At 71.4% G+C, this 22,880-nt stretch carries 22 protein-coding genes and 1 pseudogene; 14 read left to right on the top strand and 9 right to left on the bottom strand.

All coding sequences use genetic code 11. The features are described from left to right. Positions 1-18: 18 nt before the first annotated feature. The 4 genes from IQ210_RS06320 (at position 19) to IQ210_RS06305 (ending at position 3,139) form a co-directional block, all read left to right on the top strand. Positions 19-522 carry a DUF1877 family protein gene (locus IQ210_RS06320; protein WP_194077845.1) on the top strand — a complete coding sequence of 168 codons (504 nt, stop codon included), beginning with the start codon at positions 19-21 and terminating at the stop codon, positions 520-522. 90 nt (positions 523-612) lie between these two features. After that, the gene (locus IQ210_RS06315) at positions 613-1,206 is read left to right on the top strand and encodes a transglutaminase-like domain-containing protein (protein ID WP_194077844.1); all 594 of its coding nucleotides are present in this window, start codon (positions 613-615) and stop codon (positions 1,204-1,206) included. 8 nt (positions 1,207-1,214) lie between these two features. Beyond that, positions 1,215-1,919, top strand: coding sequence for a B3/B4 domain-containing protein (locus IQ210_RS06310; protein WP_194077843.1), 705 nt, complete (start codon positions 1,215-1,217; stop codon positions 1,917-1,919). 26 nt (positions 1,920-1,945) lie between these two features. Next, positions 1,946-3,139, top strand: coding sequence for a hypothetical protein (locus tag IQ210_RS06305; RefSeq protein WP_194077842.1), 1,194 nt, complete (start codon positions 1,946-1,948; stop codon positions 3,137-3,139). A gap of 53 nt (positions 3,140-3,192) precedes the next feature. Here IQ210_RS06305 and IQ210_RS06300 read toward each other — a convergent pair whose 3' ends face one another. From IQ210_RS06300 to IQ210_RS06290, 3 genes are all read right to left on the bottom strand, one after another. After that, a complete protein-coding gene (locus tag IQ210_RS06300; RefSeq protein ID WP_194077841.1) occupies positions 3,193-4,194 on the bottom strand; it encodes a hypothetical protein in 1,002 nt (333 codons plus the stop codon). Positions 4,195-4,355: 161 nt separating this feature from the next. After that, a complete protein-coding gene (locus IQ210_RS06295) occupies positions 4,356-5,084 on the bottom strand; it encodes a lysophospholipid acyltransferase family protein (RefSeq protein ID WP_194077840.1) in 729 nt (242 codons plus the stop codon). Between the two features lie 189 nt (positions 5,085-5,273). Further along, positions 5,274-5,690, bottom strand: coding sequence for a DUF4395 domain-containing protein (locus IQ210_RS06290; protein ID WP_194077839.1), 417 nt, complete (start codon positions 5,688-5,690; stop codon positions 5,274-5,276). A 76-nt stretch (positions 5,691-5,766) separates the two neighbouring features. Between IQ210_RS06290 and IQ210_RS06285 the strand changes: the two genes are divergently transcribed. From IQ210_RS06285 to IQ210_RS06270, 4 genes are all read left to right on the top strand, one after another. Further along, positions 5,767-6,180 (top strand): TlpA family protein disulfide reductase, encoded by a 414-nt coding sequence (locus tag IQ210_RS06285; RefSeq protein WP_194077838.1) that lies wholly within the window; start codon positions 5,767-5,769, stop codon positions 6,178-6,180. Positions 6,181-6,373: 193 nt separating this feature from the next. Further along, a complete protein-coding gene (locus tag IQ210_RS06280) occupies positions 6,374-6,883 on the top strand; it encodes a flavin reductase family protein (RefSeq protein WP_194077837.1) in 510 nt (169 codons plus the stop codon). Between the two features lie 233 nt (positions 6,884-7,116). After that, a complete protein-coding gene (locus IQ210_RS06275) occupies positions 7,117-7,905 on the top strand; it encodes an electron transfer flavoprotein subunit beta/FixA family protein (RefSeq protein ID WP_059196784.1) in 789 nt (262 codons plus the stop codon). 51 nt (positions 7,906-7,956) lie between these two features. After that, a complete protein-coding gene (locus IQ210_RS06270; protein WP_194077836.1) occupies positions 7,957-8,919 on the top strand; it encodes an electron transfer flavoprotein subunit alpha/FixB family protein in 963 nt (320 codons plus the stop codon). A gap of 63 nt (positions 8,920-8,982) precedes the next feature. Here the strand turns inward: IQ210_RS06270 and IQ210_RS06265 are convergent, their stop codons facing one another. After that, on the bottom strand, positions 8,983-9,876 hold the full coding sequence (locus IQ210_RS06265) for an endonuclease/exonuclease/phosphatase family protein (protein WP_194077835.1): 894 nt from the start codon (positions 9,874-9,876) through the stop codon (positions 8,983-8,985). Positions 9,877-10,067: 191 nt separating this feature from the next. On the opposite strand from IQ210_RS06265, the gene IQ210_RS06260 reads away from it, so the two are divergent. After that, a complete protein-coding gene (locus IQ210_RS06260; protein ID WP_194077834.1) occupies positions 10,068-11,357 on the top strand; it encodes a DUF6986 family protein in 1,290 nt (429 codons plus the stop codon). A gap of 87 nt (positions 11,358-11,444) precedes the next feature. Continuing rightward, on the top strand, positions 11,445-13,136 hold the full coding sequence (locus IQ210_RS06255) for a serine/threonine-protein kinase (RefSeq protein ID WP_194077833.1): 1,692 nt from the start codon (positions 11,445-11,447) through the stop codon (positions 13,134-13,136). Here the strand turns inward: IQ210_RS06255 and IQ210_RS06250 are convergent. Together IQ210_RS06250 and IQ210_RS06245 are read right to left on the bottom strand one after the other, a co-directional pair. Then, on the bottom strand, positions 13,082-13,876 hold the full coding sequence (locus IQ210_RS06250; protein ID WP_194077832.1) for a hypothetical protein: 795 nt from the start codon (positions 13,874-13,876) through the stop codon (positions 13,082-13,084). The two genes, IQ210_RS06255 and IQ210_RS06250, sit on opposite strands and share 55 nt — an antisense overlap. A 10-nt stretch (positions 13,877-13,886) precedes the next feature. Continuing rightward, positions 13,887-14,936: a LacI family DNA-binding transcriptional regulator gene (locus IQ210_RS06245; protein ID WP_194078197.1), complete on the bottom strand. Its 1,050-nt coding sequence runs from the start codon at positions 14,934-14,936 to the stop codon at positions 13,887-13,889. Positions 14,937-15,131: 195 nt separating this feature from the next. Here IQ210_RS06245 and IQ210_RS06240 point away from each other — a divergent pair, with 195 nt between their 5' ends. Next, on the top strand, positions 15,132-16,079 hold the full coding sequence (locus IQ210_RS06240) for an ROK family protein (RefSeq protein WP_194077831.1): 948 nt from the start codon (positions 15,132-15,134) through the stop codon (positions 16,077-16,079). A gap of 159 nt (positions 16,080-16,238) precedes the next feature. Here the strand turns inward: IQ210_RS06240 and IQ210_RS06235 are convergent, their stop codons facing one another. After that, on the bottom strand, positions 16,239-18,245 hold the full coding sequence (locus tag IQ210_RS06235; protein WP_194077830.1) for an NPCBM/NEW2 domain-containing protein: 2,007 nt from the start codon (positions 18,243-18,245) through the stop codon (positions 16,239-16,241). A gap of 32 nt (positions 18,246-18,277) precedes the next feature. Here IQ210_RS06235 and IQ210_RS06230 point away from each other — a divergent pair. From IQ210_RS06230 to IQ210_RS06220, 3 genes and pseudogenes are all read left to right on the top strand, one after another. Then, a pseudogene (locus IQ210_RS06230) lies at positions 18,278-19,104 on the top strand (DUF1731 domain-containing protein). A gap of 30 nt (positions 19,105-19,134) precedes the next feature. Continuing rightward, complete coding sequence (locus tag IQ210_RS06225) at positions 19,135-19,326, top strand: hypothetical protein (protein WP_194077829.1); 192 nt, start codon at positions 19,135-19,137, stop codon at positions 19,324-19,326. A 138-nt stretch (positions 19,327-19,464) separates the two neighbouring features. After that, positions 19,465-20,508, top strand: a complete 1,044-nt coding sequence (locus IQ210_RS06220; protein ID WP_194077828.1) for an NUDIX hydrolase — start codon at positions 19,465-19,467, stop codon at positions 20,506-20,508. Here the strand turns inward: IQ210_RS06220 and IQ210_RS06215 are convergent. Together IQ210_RS06215 and IQ210_RS06210 are read right to left on the bottom strand one after the other, a co-directional pair. Then, positions 20,505-21,524, bottom strand: coding sequence for a protein kinase family protein (locus IQ210_RS06215; protein WP_194077827.1), 1,020 nt, complete (start codon positions 21,522-21,524; stop codon positions 20,505-20,507). The genes IQ210_RS06220 and IQ210_RS06215 overlap by 4 nt on opposite strands. Further along, on the bottom strand, positions 21,521-22,876 hold the full coding sequence (locus IQ210_RS06210) for a dipeptidase (RefSeq protein ID WP_194077826.1): 1,356 nt from the start codon (positions 22,874-22,876) through the stop codon (positions 21,521-21,523). The genes IQ210_RS06215 and IQ210_RS06210 overlap by 4 nt, the downstream gene beginning before the upstream one ends. Positions 22,877-22,880 lie beyond the last annotated feature (4 nt).

The following is a 22,880-nucleotide window of genomic DNA, read 5'->3' as shown; positions in this document are numbered from 1 at the left end:
TGCATTAGGGTCGGCGCCATGGGCTTTGACATGCATCTGCGCGCCGTCCAGGACTCCGAGATACGGCTCGACCACGCCTGGTTGGAGGAGTTCATGGGGGCCGCCTGGGACTGGGACGTCCATCAGGCGGAGTTGAAGGCGGGAATCGCCGAGTCCATCTCGAAGGACTTCGGCCCGATGCACGAACTCTACGAGGCGGCCGACCGTCTGCCCGAGGGCCGGGACGGAACATGGGAGTTGCCCGTCTTCGGCGGTGAGCTCGTGTTCGGCGCCGGGGACGGGGAACCGCCGCTCGTCCACCTGGCCCCGGAGACGGTGCGGCGGGCCGTCGCCTTCCTGACGGACGTCTCGTTCGACGCCCTCTGGGAGGCGGGAGGGCCGAAGCTGTGCGCGACGTTCGGCCCCGGGTGGGCCGAGGGCGACTTCAAGAGCATCTACCTCCAGCACCATGCCGACCTCGGTGACTTCTACCGGCGCACCGCCGCGGACGGCAAGGCGGTCGTCAAGGCGTTCTGGTACTGAGGAGCACAGCCTTCTCCCTGGATGCATAAATATGCGATCACCCGGAAAAGAATTGACTGCCGGGTGATCGTCTTCCTATGCTCTGCGGGCATGGAGCTGATCCAGAACACCCCTGACCTGTCCGCGTATCTCGCCGCCGATGAGGTCATCGACCATGACCACCCGCTCGTACGGGAGACGGCCGCCCGGCTCGCCCGGCAGGCCGAGGACTCGTATGCCTATGCGCGGCTGGCCTTCGAGTTCGTGCGCGACACCATCCCCCACTCCGCCGACAGCGGCGACCCGCGCGTCACCTGGCGGGCCTCCGACGTCCTGGAGCAGGGCACCGGTATCTGCTACGCCAAGTCCCATGCGCTGGCGGCCCTGTTGCGGGCCGAGGACATCCCGACCGCTCTGTGCTACCAGCGGCTGGCGCACGACGACGGCAGCGGACATGCCGTCCACGGACTCGTCGCCGTGCGCTTCAACGGGGCATGGCATCGACAGGACCCGCGCGGAAACAAGCCGGGCGTGGACGCGCAGTTCTCCCTCGACGGTGAGCGGCTGGCATGGGTGCCTGACCCTGAGTCCAATGAGGTGGACTATCCAGTCCTGTATGCTGAACCTCACCCGGCCGTCCTGAGCGTCCTCAAAGCCGCCCCCGACCGGCCCTACCTGTGGAAGACGCTCCCGACCGAACTCTGAGGCAGGCGATGACCTTCTCCCTCACCGTGTCCGACGAGGTCCGCGCCCTCGCGCCCGGCTTCACGCACGTCGCCATCGAGGCGCACGGCCTCGTCAACGGGCCGAGCACCGACGCCAGTTCGGCGCTCCTCGATGACGCGGTCCGCCGTCTCGCCGTACGCCTGGACGGGCGCGCCCCGCACGAGGACCCGCACATGGCGGCGTGGCGCGAGGTGTACACGGCGTTCGGGTCGAAGCCGTCGCGGACCCGCAACTCGGCGGAGGCGCTGGCCAAGAGGGCGCTGGCGGACGGCGGACTGCCCCGGATCAACCTGCTCGTCGACCTCTACAACGCCATCAGCGTCGCCCACCTGATCCCGGTCGGCGGTGAGGACATCGACCGCATCCAGGGCGGGATGCGGCTCGTGCGGGCCGGCGGTGACGAGGACTTCGTGACCGTCGCCGGCGGCGAGGAGGTCGTCGAGCACCCCGACGCCGGTGAGGTGGTGTGGCGCGACGAGCTGGGGGTGACCTGTCGCCGCTGGAACTGGCGTCAGGGTCCGCGCACCCGGCTCACCGAGGAGACCGTCTCGGGCATCTTCCTGTTGGAGAGCCTGGCCCCGATGCCGGTCGCCGAGGTCGAGCGGGCGGGCGCCGAACTCGCCGAGCTGCTGGAGAAGTTCAGCCCCGGAGCGCGCATCGAGGTGCACGCGGCCGACCCGGTGCGCGGCTGAGCCCACGCGGTCGTTAACCTCCCCGTATGCATGACGGGGGAACACAAGAGAACAGCACCGGCACCGACGAGCAGTCCATGAGGCCCCTCGCCCGGCTGGGGAAGCACTGGCTGCTCACCTCGGCCGTGGCACTGGCCCTGCTCGCGACCGCCACGACCGTACCGATCGTCCTCGCGGACTCCCACGAGGACGCTCCTTGCCAGGAGATCCCCGCCTCGACCCGCGCCCTCGCGAAAACCCCGGCCGCCGCCACCCGCGCGCTCGACCCCGGTGAGGACCTGGCCCGCTACGACGCCGTGCGCGAGCTGCTGGTCCACGAGAACCCGTGCGGCGACGGCGGCGAGGTACTCGGGCAGGTCGTCGACGCCGCCACCCGGGCCACGGCCGAGGGCAAGCCCCACACCCTCGCCCAGGCCCGTGCCGCGTACGCCGTCGTCGCCGCCTACGGGGACGAGCCCGTGCCCGACGGGGCGGCACCCGGCGTGGCCCGCGTCCTCGCCGAGTACGTGGTCGACGCCAACCGCTTCCTGAGCCCCGACCGCGACGCGTACACCCCGGCCGTGGACGCCGTGGGAGCCGCTCCCGACGACACCGGCTGGACGACGTACGGCCGCTTCCTGGCCCCGGACGAGGCGCACGCCGACTTCGAGCACACCGTGCCCTACTCGGACGTCCGCGCGGACCCGGAGGACCTGGTCGGCGAACTGGCCCAGGACCCCGAGGCGTTCGCGATCCTCTACGACGCCGAGCGCGCGTACTTCGCGTACTACCTCGAACGCCTCACCAGCGCGGGCGCCGACCCCGACTACCGGCCGGGCAAGGAGAAGGACGGCAGCCCGAAGTCGACCACGACCTGGGCCGACATCGACCTGGAACACCTCACCGACCGCATCGGCAGCCTCATGAACCACCGGGCGCTGTACGGCAGGGACGGCACGATCCCCGACCTCGCGGCCTTCGACAAGGCCGTACGGCAGCACACGCGCGGCGCCTACCAGGCGGCCCCGCGTCAGGTGAGCAGCCGGCCGGTCATGGGGGACATCGCCGAACGGCCGGTCTCCGGACCGCTGAGCGGGGACCTGATGGACGGGCGGCACCAGCTGTTCACCGTCCTCGACGCCTGGGCGAAGGCGCGCAAGGTGCCGACGGAACGCGCGGCGGAGCTACGGCAGTTGATCGACGACCGGTACGTCAGGGCGCTCTGGCTGACCTCGTACTGAACCGGACGGTCCCGGGCGCCGAGGCGGTGGCCCCGTCCGGTCCCCGGACCGGCTCAGCCGCCGAGGCTCAGTTCCGTGCAGCCCCGCTGCTCGACCTGGGCCTCGGTGAAGGCCGCGAACAGCCTCCGCTTCCCCGCCTCCCCGACGCCGGGGAGGTCCTTGCCGGCGCTGAGCGCGAAGTTGGCGGCCTCGCCGTCGCAACGGGCCGTCGCCGTACGGCCGTTGGGCTCGCGCTTGTGCTGCTCGGTCATCAGGCGGTTGCTCCAGTCGCCGTACCAGGCGGCGAACCACATGCGGGGTTCCCACTCGCCGGAGTCGGCGTCCCGCGCGTACAGATCGCAACGACCCACCGGACCCGCGTCGTTCAGGAGCACCGCCACCCGCCACTGCGAGGCCTTCAGGGCTCCTGTCTTGAGCGCCCAGCCGCATGCGGTGTCACCCGCGTCGGCGAGCGGCACCGTCTTGGGCTCCTCCTGCGGATCGGTCGGCGCGGCGTCCCCGCCGGGCGCCTTGAGCGGCTCGGCGCCACAACCGAGGCGGTCGGAGGCGGAGTTGGTGAGCGCCACCGCCGTCTCATAGGCGGCGGGGGTGCCCCGCAGCGTGTCCCGGCCCAGCCAGGTGCGGACGAGCAGCTTGCGCTGCCGTCCCTCGTCGTCCTTGCCCAACTCGGGGCAGGGGAGGAGGAATTGCAGGGCGCCGAACTTGTCGACGAAGCCCGGCAGTCCGTCCGGCATGGCCCCCACGCGGTCGAACCCGGACTCGGGGAGGACCGTCATGAACTCCCGGTCCAGGTCGTCCCGCCGGGTGTACGCCTCGGTCGACAGCAGCCGGTCGTCGCGCAGGTCGTCACCGTCGAAGCCGAGCGAGCAGCCGTAGTCGCCGAGTTCCTCGTGGGTCGCGGACTCCGCGTGCTTGAAGTGATCGCCGTCGCGCCCCAGTTCACGCACCGCGTCGACGGGCAGCGCACCGTCGCAGGCCGTCCGCAGCAACCACCAGTCCTGCGCATAGGGGGTGGCGATCCAGCCGCCCACCCCCAGCACGACCGCAGCCGACACCGACACCCTGACCCAGCGCCGCATTCCTTGCCCCCGTAGCGCGTCCACCCGTTTACGGGCGGGACCCTACCGGTCGGGCGGCGCAGCGAACGGCGCGGGTCCGCGGACGCGCCCTGTTCAGTGGGGTCAGGCCGCTTCGAGCCGCTCGGCTCGCGGAGCGCTCAGCGGGCCTCGGCGGCCTTGACCTCTTCCGGGGTGGGCGCCGTGCCACCGAGGTGGGCCGGCATCCACCAGGTGTCGTCGGCGTCCTTGGGGCGGACCGGGTAGGCGCGCTGGGCGGCCTCCAGGAGCTCCTGGACGCGCTCGCGCAGCTGACGGGTGATCGCGCCCGCGTACTTGTCCTTGGGCGCCTCGACCGGCTCGCCGACCCGGATCGTGATCGGGGTGTGGCTGCGCTTGAAGTTGCGCGGGTGGCCCTTGGTCCACAGCCGCTGCGTGCCCCACAGCGCCATCGGGATCAGCGGCACGCCCGCCTCCTGCGCCAGGCGGGCGGCACCCGACTTGAAGGACTTGAGCGTGAACGACTGCGAGATGGTGGCCTCGGGGAAGACCCCGACGATCTCACCGGAGCGCAGTGACTGAAGGGCGTGCTCGTAGGCCGCCTCGCCGTTCTTGCGGTCCACGGGGATGTGCTTCATCCCGCGCATCAGGGGGCCGGAGATCTTGTGCCGGAAGACGGACTCCTTCGCCATGAAGCGCACGAGGCGCTTCTGGGGCAGCGCGGCCAGTCCGTCGAAGATGAAGTCCAGGTAGCTGATGTGATTGCTCACCAGCACGGCGCCGCCAGAGCGCGGGATGTTCTCCGAACCCTTGCAGTCGATCTTCAGGTCCCACGCCTTGAACAGGGTGAGGGCGAGGCCGACGACGGGTCGGTAGACAAGCTCTGCCATGGACGGGGTGGACCCTTCCTTCTCTGCCTGGGAAGAGGGGCTCCCGGCGGGAAAGTTACGACACCGTAGGTTTACGGCATCTCGCAGATCGTGCCCCAAGAACGGGCGGGGGGCCAGTCCTCGTGCCCGTGAACGGCGAGATCCTTGTCACGTCGGCCACTTGATCCACCTCGTGCTTTTACGTCGTCTTTACTGCGCGCGTACCGTCACGCGCCGTACGAGCAGGTACATCTCGCACCCCAGGCAGTACCCGAACGCGGAGTTCAGAAAAGCGGCCGCGAGCGCGGCCCCCGTCGCGGCCAGCCCCAGCCACTCCGGTCCGACGCCGTACCCGACCAGACCCACGACCGCGAAGGCCAGGCCCACCGCCTGTGCGAACCGCGGTGGTTCGGGCGCCTCGAACTCGGTCGGCGGACCGATGCGCGGCCGCACGGCCTTCCGGAACAGCCAGCCGTACGGCGAACGCCCCACCCCGCCCGCGGCCCCCAGCGCGAACGCCAGCGTCTGCCAGGCCAGCAGCCACACGCTGCCGGTGATCAGCACGACGGCCAGTACTAGGGTCGTCACGGCCGCCCCGAAGCGCGGTCCCCTCACGTCGATGTCCATGAATCAAGCATTCCGCAAGGAACGCCGTGGGTGGAGTCGGGAATCTTTGCAGTCTCGTGAACGCTGGAGCTGGGTGATGGTCGGAGTCGTGGTGTGTGTGCTGGTGCTCGCTGCGGCGAGCGTCTACGGAGTGCTGCACAGGCAGCGGAGCGGGAGAGTGCGGGTGCGCGGGCGCGACGACGACAAGCGGCTCGGCTCGGCCGAACTGGGCGCGGAGTTGGGGGAGCGGGCCACCCTCGTCCAGTTCTCCAGCGCCTTCTGCGCGCCCTGCCGGGCCACCCGGAGAGTCCTCGGTGAGGTCGTCGACCTGGTCCCCGGGGTCGCCCACGTCGAGATCGACGCCGAGGCCCACCTGGACCTCGTACGCGCACTGGACATCCTCAAGACGCCGACCGTGCTGGTGCTGGACGCCCACGGCCGCGTGGTGCGGCGCGCCACCGGGCAGCCGCGCAAGGCGGACGTCATCGCGGCACTCGGCGAGGCCGTGTGACGGTGAGGCAGCTCCCATATGCCGGGACGTACTTGACTGGGCGCACCACCTATCGTCAGCCTGACCGTATGCCTTCGGAACTCCTTCTCTTCGGGCGGGTCCACGTCGACCTGGCCCGCACCGCGAGCGCGCGCTGTCCGGGCTGTTGAGCAGCCACGGACCAGCTCGCCCCACCTCGCAGAAGGACGACCCCATGACGGCCACGCCGGATCTCCGCACCCCTCAGCTCGCCTCCCCCGACCTGCTGCGCTCCGTCTTCCGGCGGCACGCGGCGGGCGTCGCCGTGATCACCGCCCGTGGTGAGGCCGGCCCGGTCGGCTTCACGGCCACGTCGCTCACCTCGGTCTCCGCCGAGCCGCCGATGCTGTCCTTCGGTATCGGCACCGGAGCCTCCAGCTGGCCCGCGATATCCGGAGCCGAGCACGTCGGCGTCCACATACTCGGCGAGCACCAGCAGGAGCTGGCCGCCACCTTCGCCCGCAGCGGCGCCGACCGGTTCGGCGCCCCCACCGGCTGGCGCGAGGGGCCCGAGGGCGTCCCCGTCCTCGACGACGTCCTGGCCTGGCTGGTCTGCCGCGTCGTCGCGCGCGTGCCCGCAGGCGACCACCGGATCGTCCTCGCCGAGGTGCTCCTCGGCGACCCCGCGGGCCCCGGCCGTCCGCTCCTGTACCACCAGGGCGGATTCAGCGGTCTCCGCGACTGACGGCCCGCACCGCACGTCGGCCCTCCCGCTGCGGGACCGTCGAATTCCGATTACGCTGCGTTGCGAAGGTCACAGTTCAAAGCGCTTGCTTAGCGGGAACGAACTGGGTGTACTGACGAGTAATATTTCGTTCGGAGCGCGGGCCGCCCCGATCGGGATCGGCCGCTTGGGGCGCCTATGCTGCCTGCAAGTAGGCAGCACAGAAATGTCGACGCAGCAGTAGGAGAGCCGGCGTGAGCTTGAGGATCGTTGTCACCGTGAAGTACGTGCCCGACGCCACTGGCGACCGGCACTTCGCCGATGACCTGACCGTCGACCGTGACGATGTGGACGGTCTGCTCTCCGAGCTGGACGAGTACGCGGTCGAGCAGGCGCTGCAGATCTCGGAGAACTCCGACGACGACGTGGAGATCACCGTTCTGACGGTGGGTCCGGAGGACGCCAAGGACGCGCTGCGCAAGGCGCTGTCCATGGGCGCCGACAAGGCCATCCACGTCGAGGACGACGACCTCCACGGCACCGACGCGATCGGCACCTCGCTGGTGCTCGCGAAGGCGATCGAGAAGGCCGGCTACGACCTGGTGATCTCCGGCATGGCCTCCACCGACGGCACCGCCGGCATCGTCCCGGCGCTGGTCGCCGAGCGCCTGGGCGTCCCGCAGGTCACCCTGCTCTCCGAGGTCTCCGTCGAGGACGGCACCGTCAAGGGCCGCCGTGACGGCGACGCCGCGAGCGAGCAGCTGGAGGCGTCCCTGCCGGCCGTCGTGTCCGTCACCGACCAGTCGGGCGAGGCGCGTTACCCCTCCTTCAAGGGCATCATGGCGGCCAAGAAGAAGCCGGTGGAGTCCTGGGACCTGGAGGACCTCGAGATCGAGGCCGAGGAGGTCGGTCTCGAGGGTGCCTGGACCAAGGTCGAGACCGCGGCGGCCCGCCCGGCGCGCACCGCGGGCACGATCGTCAAGGACGAGGGCGAGGGCGGCAAGCAGCTCGCTGAGTTCCTCGCGGGCCAGAAGTTCATCTGAGCCCGAGTTCGCCGACCGCCCCTCATCTGATCCAAGCAGGAGAGCATTCCCATGGCTGAAGTTCTCGTCTACGTCGACCACGTGGACGGTGCCGTCCGCAAGCCCACCCTGGAGCTGCTGACCCTGGCCCGCCGCATCGGCGAGCCGGTCGCCGTCGCGCTGGGCAACGGCGCCGGTGACACCGCCGCCGCCCTCGCCGAGCACGGCGCGGTCAAGGTCCTCACCCACGAGGCCGCAGAGTACGCCGACTACCTGGTCGTCCCCAAGGTCGACGCCCTCCAGGCCGCCGTCGAGGCCGTCTCCCCGGCCGCCGTGCTGGTGCCGTCCTCTGCCGAGGGCAAGGAGATCGCCGCGCGTCTGGCGCTGCGCATCGGCTCCGGCATCATCACCGACGCCGTCGACCTCGAGGCCGGCGACGAGGGCCCGGTGGCCACCCAGTCGGTGTTCGCCGCCTCCTTCACCACCAAGTCCCGTGTCTCCAAGGGCACCCCGGTCATCACGGTCAAGCCCAACTCGGCCGCCGTGGAGGCCGCCCCGGCCGCAGGCAGCGTCGAGGCGCTGGCCGTGACCTTCTCCGCCGCCGCGACCGGCACCAAGGTCACCGCGCGCACCCCGCGCGAGTCGACCGGCCGCCCGGAGCTGACCGAGGCCGCGATCGTCGTCTCCGGCGGCCGTGGCGTCAACGGCGCCGAGAACTTCGCGATCATCGAGGCGCTCGCCGACTCCCTCGGCGCGGCCGTCGGTGCCTCGCGTGCCGCGGTGGACGCCGGCTGGTACCCGCACACCAACCAGGTCGGCCAGACCGGCAAGTCCGTCTCGCCGCAGCTGTACATCGCCTCCGGCATCTCCGGCGCGATCCAGCACCGCGCGGGCATGCAGACCTCGAAGACGATCGTGGCGATCAACAAGGACGCCGAGGCCCCGATCTTCGACCTCGTCGACTACGGCGTGGTCGGCGACCTCTTCGACGTCGTCCCCGCCCTCACCGAGGAGATCAAGTCCCGCAAGGGCTGATCCCCGAAGGCGCCCGTACGAGGCCCCCGCTACCGCCTTCCCGGCGGCGGCGGGGGCCTCGGCTCATCCCAGGGTCAAAGACGCCTGGACCGGCAGATGGTCGCTCGGGAACTGCCCGTCGACGGCAAAGGTGTTGATCGAGGCCCGGTGGACCTTCACCCCTGTCGTGGCCAGGATCCAGTCGATGCGCTCGCCGTCCGGCGTGAGCGGTTGGTAGCCGTGGAACGTGCCGTAGGCGTCGCTGCGTTCGGCGGCCGCGTCCCAGGTGTCGACGAGCCCGGACTCGACGAGGTTGTCGTAGGCCTGGTTGTTGTGGGCCGCCGCGTTGAAGTCGCCCGTGACGACGACCGGTAAGGAACGGTCGAACGCGGCGATCCCCTTGGCGATGAGCAGGGTGGCCCGCTCACGCGCGTACTGGCTCACGTGGTCGAGATGGGTGTTGAGGACGTAGAACTCGCGCCCCTCGTCGGCGCGGTCGCGGAAGCGCACCCAGGTGACGATCCGGGGGAGTGCGGCGCCCCAGGTGTTCGAGCCGATCGTCCGGGGCGTGTCGGAGAGCCAGTAGGTGTCGTGTTCGAGCGGGGCCAGACGCCGGGTGTCGTAGAAGACCGCGGTCGACTCGTCGTGGCTGCCGCCCTCGCGGCCGGTGCCGATCCAGGCGTAGTGCGGTCCGAGGTCGGCGTGGATGTCCAGCAGCTGCTGGTAGAGGCCCTCCTGGGTGCCGAGGAACGTCGGGGCCTCGCGGCGCAGGAGGGCGCGCATCACCGGGCGGCGGACGGCCCAGCTGTTGGGTTCGACGGCACTGGCGAAACGCAGGTTGAAGGTCATGGCGTCGAGCCGGCGGCCGACCGAGCGGGCGGCGGAGGCGGGCATCGTGGCCATCAGGGGCAAGGTGAGCGCGGTGGCCACCATGGTTCTCAGTCCCATGCGACGCGTCATTCTGTCGGTGTCCGGCATGTAATCCCCTCCCGACGGATCAGGATGAAGGGGCGAACCGGTGTGCGAAAGAGGGCGTGGTGGGACCGGGCGTGCCGGAAGGGGCGGGGCGGCCCATGCTGTGGACGGGGTGTTGACCTGCGGGAAGATCCACGGATAACTTCATTCTACGGATTGTTGATTCCGTACTGCGGAAAACAGGAGGGTGTGGCATGGGTCAGCAGGAGCAGGTGGCGACGAGCCTCGCGGGCGCCGTCAGCGAGGAGATCAGCGCCTCCCTCGCGCCGGTCGACGCCGAGCTGGAGCGCCGCTACCCCGGCGACCCGGGCACCCGCCAGCCCGTCCACACCGTTTACGTGCCCGGCAACGTCTTCGCCGCCGACACCCTGCGCTCCTGGGGCGACCAGGCCCTCGCGGCCCTCGACGAACACGCCCCGGACGCCGCGTCCTTCGCCGCCGTGCTCGGCCTCTCCGACGAACTCGCCGAACCCGTCCACGCGCGCGTGCGGGCCAAGCTGGAGCGCGAACCGATCGAGGACCTGCGCGTCGACTTCGAGGACGGCTACAAGGGCGCCGACGAGGACCAGGACGCCGCCCGCGCGGCACGCCTGATTGCGGACGCGTACAAGAACGGCACGGCGGCGCCGTACATGGGCATCCGCATGAAGTGCATGGAGTCCCCGGTCCGCGACCGCGGCATCCGCACCCTCGACGTCTTCCTCACCGGCCTGATGGAGGCCGGCGGACTGCCCGACGGACTGGTCCTCACCCTGCCCAAGGTGACCTACCCCGAGCAGGTCACCGCGATGGTCCGGCTCCTGGAGCAGTTCGAGAAGGCCCGCGGACTCAACCCCGGCCGGATCGGCTTCGAGATCCAGATCGAGACCAGCCAGTCCATCCTCGCCGCCGACGGCACCGCCACCGTCGCCCGCATGATCGACGCCGCCGAGGGCCGCGCCACCGGCCTGCACTACGGCACCTTCGACTACAGCGCCTGCCTCGGCGTCTCCGCCGCCTACCAGGCCAGCGACCACCCGGCCGCCGACCACGCCAAGGCGATCATGCAGGTCGCCGCCGCGGGCACCGGCGTACGCGTCTCCGACGGCTCCACCAACGTCCTGCCGGTCGGCACCACCGCGAAGGTCCACGAGGCCTGGAAGCTGCACTACGGCCTCACCCGCCGCGCCCTGGCCCGCGCCTACTACCAGGGCTGGGACATGCACCCCGGCCACCTCCCCACCCGCTACGCGGCCGTCTTCGCCTTCTACCGCGAAGGCTTCGAAGCGGCCGCCAAGCGCCTCGCCGCCTACGCCAACCACGTCGACGGCGACGTCATGGACGAGCCCGCCACCGCCAAGGCCCTCGCCGGGTACCTCCTGCGCGGCCTGGACTGCGGCGCCCTCGACTCCGGCGAGGTCACCCGCCTCACCGGGCTGACCCTGGCGCGCCTCCAGTCGTACGCCGGACCCCGCCGCGCGGACCTGACGGCCTCGGCCAAGTAACACCTCGGCCGCCTGGACGAGGACTGTCACAGCCGCCCCGTACTCTGGACGCGACCTTGCACATGCGTACGGAGGAACGGGGCCGCGGTGTCTTCGGGGGACAACGGACAGACGGAGGGGGCCGGCCGGCTGCTGGCCGGGCGCTATCGCGTCCTGGCCCAGCTCGGGCGGGGCGGCATGGGCGTGGTCTGGCGGGCGGTGGACGAGGTCCTCGGCCGTGAGGTCGCCGTCAAGGAACTGCGCACCTACACCGACGCGGACGGGCCGGAACTGTCCGATCTGCGGCTGCGCATGCAGCGTGAGGCCCGCGCGGCGGCCCGGGTGCGCCATCCCGGAGTCGTCGCCGTCCATGACGTGGCCGAGGTCGACGGCCGCCCGCTGATCGTCATGGAACTGGTCGACGGGCCCTCCCTGGACGACGTCCTGCGCGACCGCGGCACCCTCGACCCCCACGAGGCCGCCGGCATCGGCGCCAAGGTCATGGACGCGCTCGCCGCCGCCCACCAAGTAGGCGTCCTGCACCGGGACGTGAAGCCCGGCAACATCCTGCTCGACCGGTCGGGCCGCGTGGTCCTCACCGACTTCGGCATCGCCACGATGGACGACCCGGGCGACGGCTCGGCCACGCATCTGACCCGCAGCGGCGAACTCGTCGGCTCCCTGGACTACTTGGCGCCCGAGCGCGCCCAAGGCGCCGACCCGGGCCCCGCCTCGGACGTCTGGGCCCTGGGCGCCACCCTGTACGCGGCGGTCGAGGGCTCCTCGCCGTTCCGCCGTACGTCGACCTTCTCCACGCTCACCGCCATCGTCACCGAGCCCCTGCCGGAACCCACCCGCGCGGGAGCGCTCGGTCCCGTGCTCCAGCGGCTTCTGGACAAGCGCCCCGAGGGGCGTCCGGAGGCGGAGGAGGCCCGCGCACTGCTCCAGGCGGTCGCGGATGCCGGGGCGACCGACTCCGCGACGACGCGCCTTCGGGGTACGGCGGTGGCGGCGCCCGTGGTGACGGAGCACAGCGTCCCGGCGGTACCGCCGGGATTCGGGCCGCCGCCGGCACAGAACGCGCCCTCGGTACCCCAGGGCTTCGGACCGCCGCAGGACGCCCAGGTCGTCACCGGCCCCATGGACACCACCCGCCCCACCCGGGGCAGGCGCCGCGTTCTGCTGGTTGCCGCGGCTGTGGCTCTCGTGCTCGCGTCGGCAGGCGTGACGGTGGCTCTTCTGAACGACTCGGGTGACAAGGACACCGACGCGCGGTCGACGTCCTCCGTCACCGACGCCAAGACCACGTCTGCGGCGAGCGGCCGTGGCGACGCCGTACGCACGGACGAGCCCGAACCGACGGAGAAGGACGACAAGAAGACGCCGACGGAAACCCCCTCGGCGAGCCGCACGGCCGACAGCAAGCCCACCGAGCGGGCCACCAGCCCGGCCCCGAGCAGGACTTCGGGCAACGCCCCCGCCCCCAGCGACAGCGATACCGGCGAGCCCAAGCCCGCCGCGTCCTGCGTCTCCATAGGCGGCGGCAAGTACAACTGCGAGGTCTGGCGGACCGCCGACTCTTACACCGCCTCCGGCGCCAAGGCGGGCATCCTCAAGGCGGGCACCAACTACTTCTACTGCCAGCAGAATCTGGGCCGCCGCGAGACCTACGGCGAGTGGACCAACGTCTGGTGGGCGAAGACCGACGACGACAGCGGCAACACCGGCGTCTTCGTCAGCGACGTCTACCTCAAGGGCGGCGACAACGACGAGCCGGTGCCCGGACTGCCCGTCTGCTGAGCCTCCGCGTACCGCTCCAGACCGGAGACCGTCACCAGCTTCTCCCGCTTGAACAGCCGCGTCCCCTGTCGGCACAGCTCGTGGTCGGCGCGCGCCCGGGCGCAGAACTCCTCGGGCGTCACGCCGAACAGCTCCCTCAACCGGGCCGATCCGACGAGGAGTTCGGTGAGCAGCGGCCGCTGGCCGGGGTGACCGCGCGGGGCGCCGGTGCCGTCGTGGAGGACGCCGTGCGTGTTGACGTACACGTACGCGCCCGACAGTGCGGTACCGTCGGCGAGTTCGAACCGCACCTCGGGGGAGGGCAGCCACGCTCGCCGGTAGTTCCCGGCCGCCAGATGCGCGCCCTCGCTCGCGTCGACGACCGCCAGCTGCTCGGCGTCGAGCCAGGTGACGAACAACTCCCGTACGGCTCCCGGTGCTTCGACCGGAGAGGCGGACACATAGCCCAGGCGGCTGACGTGCGCGGAGACGCCGATGTCGATGCCCGTGACACGGGTCCGCACCATCGGGATCGGGGAGACGATCCCGTACTCGGCCATTTTGTGCCGTAGTTGGGCCGGGCTGGCGTTGGAGCCGACGGCGAGGACGGGGACGCGGTCCTCGTGCACGAGGCGGTCGAGGGGCAACAGCCGGTCCCCGTCGAGGAGCCCGGAGTCCGAGGGCCACGCGCCCGGGTAGAGCAGCGGGTGATCGCGCGGCGCCTCGGCCAGACCGAGCGCTTCCAGGGTGCGGTCGCTCAAGGGCACGGCCTCAGTCCGCCGGCGGCAGCTCGCCCGAACCGCGGGTGATCAGCCGTGTCGGCAGTTCGATCCGCTCCGGGGTGACCAGCGTGCCGTCCAGCTGCCGGAACAGCCGCTCGGCGGCCGTGCGGCCGAGGGCGGCGGCGTCCTGGGCGACGACGGTGACGCCCGGCTGGAGCAGATCGGCGAGCTCGATGTCGTCGAAGCCGACCAGGGCGACCCGGCGCGCGTGCTCGGCGAGAACCCGGACCACGGTGACCGTCACCCGGTTGTTGCCGGCGAAGACCGCGGTCACCGGATCGGGCCCGGACAGCATCTCCTCGGCCGCCCGGCGCACCCGCTCCGGATCGGTGACCCCGAGGGACATCCACTTCTCCTCGACCGGTATCCCCGCGTCCTCCATGGCGGCCCGATAGCCGCGCAGCCGCTCGGCGGCGGTGTGGATGCGGGGCATGTCGCCGATGAAGCCGATCCGGCGGTGTCCGTGCGCGATGAGGTGGGCGACGCCGTCGCGGGCGCCGCCGTAGTTGTCGGACAGGACCACGTCGGCGTCGATCTGGCCGGCCGGACGGTCCACGAACACCGTGGCCACGCCCGCCTTCAACTCCGGCTCCAGATACCGGTGGTTGTCACCGGCCGGGATGACCACCAGGCCGTCCACGCGCCGGGCGCACAGCGCCAGCACCAACTCCTGCTCGCGGTCCGGGTCCTCCGCGCTGGAGCCGTTGATCAGCAGGGCGCCGTTGGCGCGGGCCACCTCCTCGACCGCGCGGCTGAGCGGGCCGTAGAACGGGTCCGCGAGGTCTTCGAGGACCAGGCCGATGCTGGCGGTACGGCCCTTGCGCAGCACGCGCGCACTGTCGTTGCGGCGGAAGCCGAGCGCGTCGATGGCCTCCTGCACGCGGCGTTCGGTCTCCGGGGTGACGCCCGGCTCGCCGTTGACCACGCGGGAGACCGTCTTGAGGCCCACTCCGGCGCGTGCGGCCACGTCCTTCATCGTCGGACGGTTGCCGTAACGCGTGGCGGCGATTCGGTCTGCACGGCGGGTGGTCTCGGGCACGATGCGGCGTCCTGTCCTGTCGTCCACGGGGAGGGGTGCGGCGTCCATGATTTTGTATGAGGATGTGGCGTCGAGCATAGAGCCTGGACAACGTTGTCAGATGCGGGGGACACTGTCCACCGCAATTGCCGTGTCCGTGCCCCCACCTCGGAACGGCCCGCCCTTTCTCACGGTTGACGGGGAGATCTGACACTGATGCACACCGACCTCGTGGCAGCGCTCGACATCGGCGGCACCAAGATCGCCGGCGCGCTGGTCGACGACCGCGGCCACATCCTGGTCCGCGCGCAGCGCGCCACGCCCGCCCAGGAGGACGGCGAGACCGTCATGCGGGCCGTCGAGGAGGTGCTCGGTGAACTCACCGTGTCGCCGCTGTGGGGACGCGCCTCGGCCCTCGGTATCGGCAGCGCGGGCCCCGTGGACGCCTCCGCGGGCACTGTGAGTCCGGTCAACGTGCCCGGCTGGCGCGACTATCCGCTGGTCCGGCGGGTCCGTGCGGCGACCGGCGGGCTGCCGGTCGAGCTGATCGGCGACGGCGTGGCGATCACGGCGGCCGAGCACTGGCAGGGCGCCGCGCGCGGGCACGACAACGCGCTGTGCATGGTGGTGTCGACGGGCGTCGGCGGCGGCCTGGTCCTGGGCGGTCGGCTGCACCCGGGGCCGACCGGCAACGCGGGCCACATCGGGCACATCAGCGTGGACATGGACGGCGACCCGTGCGCGTGCGGCTCGCGCGGCTGCGTGGAGCGCATCGCGAGTGGCCCCAACATCGCCCGCCGGGCGTACGAGAACGGCTGGCGGCCCGGGCCGGACGGCGACACGTCCGCCGCCGCCGTGGCGGACGCGGCCCGCGCCGGCGATCCGATCGCGGTGGCCTCCTTCGAGCGGGCCGCGCAGGCGCTGGCCGCCGGGATCGCCGCCACCGCGACCCTCGTCGAGATCGACATCGCGGTGATCGGCGGGGGAGTGGGCAAGGCGGGCGAAGTGCTCCTCACCCCGCTCCGCAAGGCCCTGACCGACTACGCCACCCTGTCCTTCGTCCAGCGTCTGGCGGTCGTGCCGGCCCAGATGGGCACGGACGCGGGCCTGGTGGGGGCGGCCGCGGCGGCGCTCGCCAAGGGCGCGGACAAGGCGACGGTCTGATTCCGCAGGAACGTTCACGCCGGGCGCCGGAGGGTCGGTCGGAACGGTCACACCCCGGGTCGGTCGGAACGTTCACGCCGTGGGCTGGTCGGGCCGGGCGGAACGCTCACGGCGTATGCCGGGCGGGGCGGTCGGCGCGACCGGCCCGCCCGGTGGGGTTCAGCAGCTCAGGCGGGCGTCCGCCCAGTCCGCGTGGTCCGAGTCGAGGCCGTCGCCGCCGTCGGTGACGACGAGCCGGACCACCTGGGCGCCGGTGACGTCCGCGGTGAGCGGCTGGGCCGGCATGGCGTTGGTGAGGACGCCGGTCGAGGCGACCTTGGTGCCGTCCGCCCAGATCTCGAAGGCGACCGTCCCGGCGGCACCCTTCTCGTCGTCGACGCCGACGTCCGCGGTGACCGTCTCGCACGTCCTGCCCGTGTAGTACTCGATGATGCTCTGGGCGTGCACACCGAGCCCCTTGGCGTACACCACGCCGCCGATGGTGATCGGATGTCCGTCGCCCGCGGCGCTCTCCCCGTTGCTGGTGTTGCGCTCCACCGGCCCCCATCCGCTCAGGGCCGACAGCCAGGGAAGGTCGCCGAGTTCGGAGGTCCCTGAGGGCGGCGGCACCACCACGGAGACCGCAACGGTCAGCGCCGTGGCGACGCGGACGCCGGTCGGTGAGCGGTAACTCGCCTTGAGCGTCAGGTCGTACGACCCGGCAGGCGTCCCGGCCGGGGCTGCCACCGTCCAACCGGTGCGCAGCGAACGGTTCGTCGGCAGGAGGGCCGCCGTGGTCGCCGAGGTGGGGCGTACGGACCAGCCGGCGGGGCCGGTCAGGGCGACGGAGACCTGCCGGGCCGGGGTGCGGCCCAGGTCGGTGACCGTGCTCGTCAGCGTGGCCGGGGTGCCGGCCTCGATCAACTGGCCGCCCTCCAGGCCGAGTTCCGCGGCGGGCGGGTGCTTGGCCCACGCGGAGTCGGCGGAGACCCGTACGAGGACCGTGCCGTGCGCCGGGACGGTCGCCGCGATGGTCCCCGCGGTGTTGTAACTCCGGTGCTGCCACAGGTCGCGCAGCGTGTAGGCGTCGGCGGCGGGCAGGCCGACGACCGTGGCGGTCGTGGCGATACGCTGTGCGGTGCCGGAGTCGTTGAACAGGGCCACCGCGCGGCTGCCGTCCCGCATCGGCTTGGCGACGACCCACCGGCCGCCCTCCGAGGAGACGACGGTGCCCTGTTTGCCGAGCGGGTCCTGGTCGACCGCGATGACCTCCTTGTTGCCGAGGATCTCGTAGGTCGCGTCGCTCGCGGTGCGCAGGTCGGAGCCGATGAGGAGCGGCGCGGCCATGATCGACCACAGGGAGAAGTGCGAGCGGTACTCGGTGTCCGTCATGCCGCCGTTGCCGACCTCCAGCATGTCCGGGTCGTTCCAGTGCCCGGGGCCCGCGTGCGCGGCGAGCGGGAGGTTCTGCCTGAGGATCGAGAGCATCGAGCCCCAGTTGTCGCTGATGTCGCCGGTCGTGCGCCACAGATGGCCGACGTCGGACGCCCACTCCCAGGGTTTGTTCTCGCCCCACTCGCAGATGCTGTAGACGATGGGCCGGCCGGTCGCCCGGAGGGCGTCGCGCATGGTCGTGTAACGCGTTTTCGCGTCCACGCCCTGGTTGTTGCAGTTGTCGTACTTGAGATAGTCCACGCCCCAGTCCGCGAACTGCTGGGCGTCGCTGTACTCATGGCCCAGCGCACCGGGGAATCCCGCGCTGTTGCATGTCTTGGTGCCCGCGCTCGTGTAGATGCCGAACTTCAGTCCCTTGGAGTGGACGTAGTCGGCGACCGCCTTGATCCCGTTGGGGAAGCGGACGGGGTCCGGTACGAGTTTGCCGTCCGCGTTTCTCTCGGGCAGGGCCCAGCAGTCGTCGAGGTTGACGTACTGGTACCCGGCGTCCTTGAGGCCCTTGTCCACGAAGATGTCCGCGATCGACTTGACCATCGCCTCGTTGAACTCGGCACGGCAGTGCGTGGAGTTCCAGTTGTTGAAGCCCATGGGCGGGGTGAGGGCGAGACCGTCGTCCAGGGCGGGCGCGGCGGCTCGCGCCGACGGTGCGGCGAGTCCCGCCGCGGCGAGCAGCGCGGCGGCGAGTGCTCCGACCACTCGGCCACGGGTTGTGCGGGTGTGAAGGTGACGCATCGTTACGTTCCTCCGTACCAGCGAAAGATGGGATGACTACATGTACGCGTCGAGGCGGGATCCCGGTAGACCGCCTGTCGCGCGGTCCTGATGAAGTTCGTGATCCGCGGGGGACTCGGGCAGGTGGGCACGGTCCGGTCGACGGCAGCGACGTGGTCATCAATCTGGCCGGGCGCAGCGTCAGTTGCCGCTACACCGCGGCCAACCTGAAGGCCATGATGGACTCGCGGGTCGACTCCGCCAGGGTCGTCGGAGAGGCGATCGCGGGGGGCCGTACGGCCGCCACGCGTCTGGCTGCAGATGAGTACGGCCACCGTCTACGCCCATCGCTTCGACGCGCCCCACCCAGGACGCAGCCGACACCCCGCACACCCGGAAGGTCGCCCTCCGGTCGGCCATGGTCATGAGTCCGGACCGCGGCGGGGTCTTCGACGTGCTGCGGAACATGGTGCGGCTCGGGCTGGGCGGCCCCGTGGCGGGCGGGGCGCAGTACGTCTCCTGGATCCACGAGCACGACTTCGTCCGCGCGGTCGAGTTCCTGGTCGACCGCGACGACCTCGCCGGGCCGGTGAACCTCGCCGCCCCCGGGCCGCTGCCGCACCGCGCGTTCATGCGGGACCTGCGGGCCGCCCAAGGCATGCCCGTCGGGCTGCCCGCCACCCGGTGGATGGCCGAGACCGGGGCGTTCGTGCTGCGCTCGGACACCGAACTGCTGCTGAAGAGCCGCCGGGTGGTGCCGGGGCGCCTGCTGGAGGCCGGGTTCGAGTTCGAGCACCCGCAGTGGTCCGACGCCGCCCGTGACCTCGTACGACGCGCCCGCGCCGGAGCCGGCCGGGTGCCCGCGCGGGCGGGCGCGTGACCCGCGTGCCGTTTCGCAGTTGAACGGGGCATGAAGAAGCGCACCATGGCTGCCATCGCCTCCCTGGCCACCGGTTTCGTCGTCGCCGCCATCACCCCGTCCCACGCGGTCGGCGACAACCTCACCGACCTCGACGTCGACAAGACCCTCAGCACCCTCGACCACACGATCGCCAGCGACAGCCTGGCCGTCGACGAGAACGCCCTCGGCCAGAACAACTGACGGCCACCGCACCCCGGTGCCGGCGCCCCTTTCCGCGAGGGGCGCCGGCACCGTCGTACGAGGGCCCTCAACTGGGGCTGGTTTCCGTGCCGGGGTGGAGCGGGCAAGCCTCAGGGGGCCAACAGAAGAGGGGGAACCGTGACCGTCGTTTGGATCAACGGCGCGTTCGGTGCGGGGAAGACCGCCACCGCACGGGAACTGATCGAACTGATCCCGAACAGCACGCTCTTCGACCCCGAGGTCGTCGGCGGAGCGCTCACGCACCTGCTCCCGCCCAAGCGCCTCGCCGAGGTCGGCGACTTCCAGGACCTGCCGATCTGGCGCCGGCTCGTGATCGACACGGCGGCCGCCCTGCTCACCGAACTCGGCGGGACCCTCGTGGTCCCCATGACCCTGCTGCGCCAGGAGTACCGCGACGAGATCTTCGGCGGCCTCGCCGCCCGCCGCATCACCGTCCAGCACCTCCTCCTCGCCCCGGCGGAAACGATCCTGCGCGAGCGAATAGCCGGGCGGGAGATCCCGCCTGACCTCCCCGACGGCGAGATACGGGTACGGCAGTGGTCGTACGACCACATCGAGCCGTACCGCACCGCCCTCGCCTCCTGGCTCACCGCCGACGCCCATCTCGTCGACACCAGCGCCCTCACCCCGTACGAGACGGCCGTCCAGATCGCCGAGGCCGTCGGCTCCGGTGCCGTCCCCGTCTGCGACATCGTGCAGACGCCCGAACCGACCGCCGAGACCGTCGCCGCCGGCGTCCTCCTCTTCGACGAGCAGGACCGCGTGCTGCTCGTCGACCCCACCTACAAGCCCGGCTGGGAGTTCCCCGGCGGCGTCGTCGAACCCGGCGAGGCGCCCGCGCGCGCGGGCATGCGCGAGGTCGCCGAGGAGACCGGGATCGAGCTGGACGACGTACCACGCCTGCTCGTCGTCGACTGGGAACAGCCCGCGCCTCCCGGATACGGCGGTCTGCGCCTCCTCTTCGACGGCGGCCGGCTCGACGCCGCCGAGGCCGCTCAACTCCTGCTGCCCGGGCCCGAACTGCGCGAATGGCGCTTCGTCAGCGAAGAAGAGGCCGCCGACCTGCTGCCCCCCGTCCGCTACGAGCGGCTGCGCTGGGCACTGCGGGCCCGCGAACGCGGCGCCGCGCTCTACCTGGAGGCCGGAATTCCGGTGGGCTAGGCGCTCGCGAGTCGCAGCTCTTCCGTCGGATACGGCGTCGTCCTGCTCACCTGCTGGAACCGGCGGTTGAAGTCGCCCATCAAAGACGCCACGCGCGCGTGCCGGACGAGGATGCTCGCCGCGGCCCGGGGGATGCCCCTGGGCCGCATGCCCTCGGCGCAGGCCTCGATGAACGCCCGGCGATCGTCCGGGTCATAGCCGTACAGCGCGACGGTGAGCCAGTTCACCAGGTAACTGGCCGTGTAGGCGCGGTCGTAGTGGCGGTGTCTCGTGAAGAAGTCCCGCTCGTGCGAAGCGAGTTGGAAGCGGGCCGAGAGCGAGAGGCCGTAGTCGGTCAGATAGAGCTGCCGGCCGTCGGTGAGGATGTTCTTGAAGTGGGCGTCGAAATGCAGGAGTTCGCGCGCGTGCAGGAAGTCGGTGACCGCCCGCAGACCCCGCTCCACCAGGGAACAGGCGCGGTCGGCCTGGCTGGTGCGCAACTGGGCGTCGAACCAGTCGTGCAGGGTGTACGGCACGTGCTCCAGGAACAGTGTCAGGCTCGCGGACGCCGTCCGCAGCTCTTCGATGCGCTCGCGCACGCCCGGCCCCCAGTACGCCACCGTCCGCTCCACGTCGGCGAGTTCGGCCGGGAGCGGCTGGGGCGTGTCGGGCAGCACCCGCCAGTGATGCAGGAGCGGGAAACCCGTGAACTTGCCGGACAGGACCCAGTCGGTCGTCATCGTGTGGACGGACAGCTCACGCCAGGCGCTGAAACCCGGACTGCCGAAACCGTAGTGGCAGTAGAGGGGCACGTCGTGGACGTTTGCCGTGGACCGGACGTGAAACGGGTGCCGCTCCATGTCGGTGAGCGGCACCCGCTTCACGAACACCGGTCTGCCCGCCACCTCGACGACCGTGGTCCGGCCGCCTGTCCCGGTGCCCAGCGGCCGCCCCGACGCCACCAGACCGGCGAGGTCGTGGTCGTCGAGGCGGGCCAGAGATATTCCGATGTCGGAGTGTGCCGTCAGGCGGTTCACATCGCCGCGTAGTTCCGCAGGAACAGGGCCTCCGCCACCGACAGCCGCTCCAACTCCTCAGGGGAGACGCTCTCGTTGACCGCGTGGATCTGCGCCTCCGGCTCGCTCAGGCCGATCAGGAGGATCTCCGCGCTCGGGTAGAGGGCGGCGAGCGTGTTGCAGAGCGGGATGGAGCCGCCCTGGCCCGCGTACTGCATCTCCTGGCCCGGGTAGGCCACCGACATGGCCTCGGCCATCGCCGTGTACGCCGGGCTGGTCGGGTCGGCGCTGAAGGGCTGGCCCTGGCCGACCTGCTCGGTGCGCACCCGGGCGCCCCACGGGGTGCGCGTCTCCAGGTGGGCCTGGAGCAGCTTCGTCGCCTCGGCGGCGTCCACGCCCGGCGGCACCCGCAGGCTCACCAGCGCACGGGCTCCCGCCTGCACGGACGGGGTGGCGCCGACGACCGGCGGGCAGTCGATGCCGAGGACCGTCACGGCCGGACGCGCCCAGATACGGTCGGCGACCGTGCCGGAACCGATCAGCTCCACACCGTCCAGCACCTTGGCGTCCTGCCGGAACTGCTCGTCGTCGTACTGCAGCCCGTCCCACGCCGTCCCGGGGGCGAGCCCGTCGACCGTCGTCGAACCGTCCTCCGCGCGCAGCGAGTCCAGTACGCGGATCAGCGCGGCCAGCGCGTCGGGCGCCGCGCCGCCGAACTGGCCGGAGTGCAGGTTGCCCGCGAGGGTGTCGACCTGGACGCGGACCAGGGTCATGCCGCGCAGGGTCGTCGTCACGGTCGGCAGACCGACGCGGAAGTTGCCCGCGTCGCCGATCACGATGGTGTCGGCCTCCAGCAGGTCCGGGTGTTCCTCGGCGTACCGCTCCAGACCGCCCGTGCCCATCTCCTCCGAGCCCTCGGCGATCACCTTGACGTGCACCGGCACACCGCCGTTCGCCTTCAGCGCGCGCAGGGCCAGCAGGTGCATGATCACGCCGCCCTTGCAGTCGGCGGCCCCGCGCCCGTACCAGCGGCCGTCGCGCTCGGTCAGCTCGAACGGCGGAGTCGTCCACGCCGACTCGTCCAGCGGCGGCTGCACGTCGTAGTGCGCGTACAGCAGGACGGTCTTCGCGCCCTCGGGGCCGGGCAGGTAGCCGTACACCGACTGGGTGCCGTCCGGGGTGTCGAGCAGCGCCACGTCCTGGAAACCCTCGGCGGTCAGCGCGTCCGCCACCCAGCGGGCGGCGCCCTCGCTCTCGCTCTTCGGGAACTGGTCGAAGTCCGCCACCGACTTGAACGCCACCAGTTCGGTGAGCTCCGCCTTCGCCCGGGGCATCAGTGAGGCGACGGTCTCGGCGACCGGATTCGACGACATGGGC

This window comes from Streptomyces justiciae (assembly GCF_015163075.1).
Lineage (GTDB): Bacteria > Actinomycetota > Actinomycetes > Streptomycetales > Streptomycetaceae > Streptomyces > Streptomyces justiciae.
The sequence above is the reverse complement of the archived record's forward strand: the minus strand, read 5'-3'. Positions and strand labels throughout refer to the sequence as shown.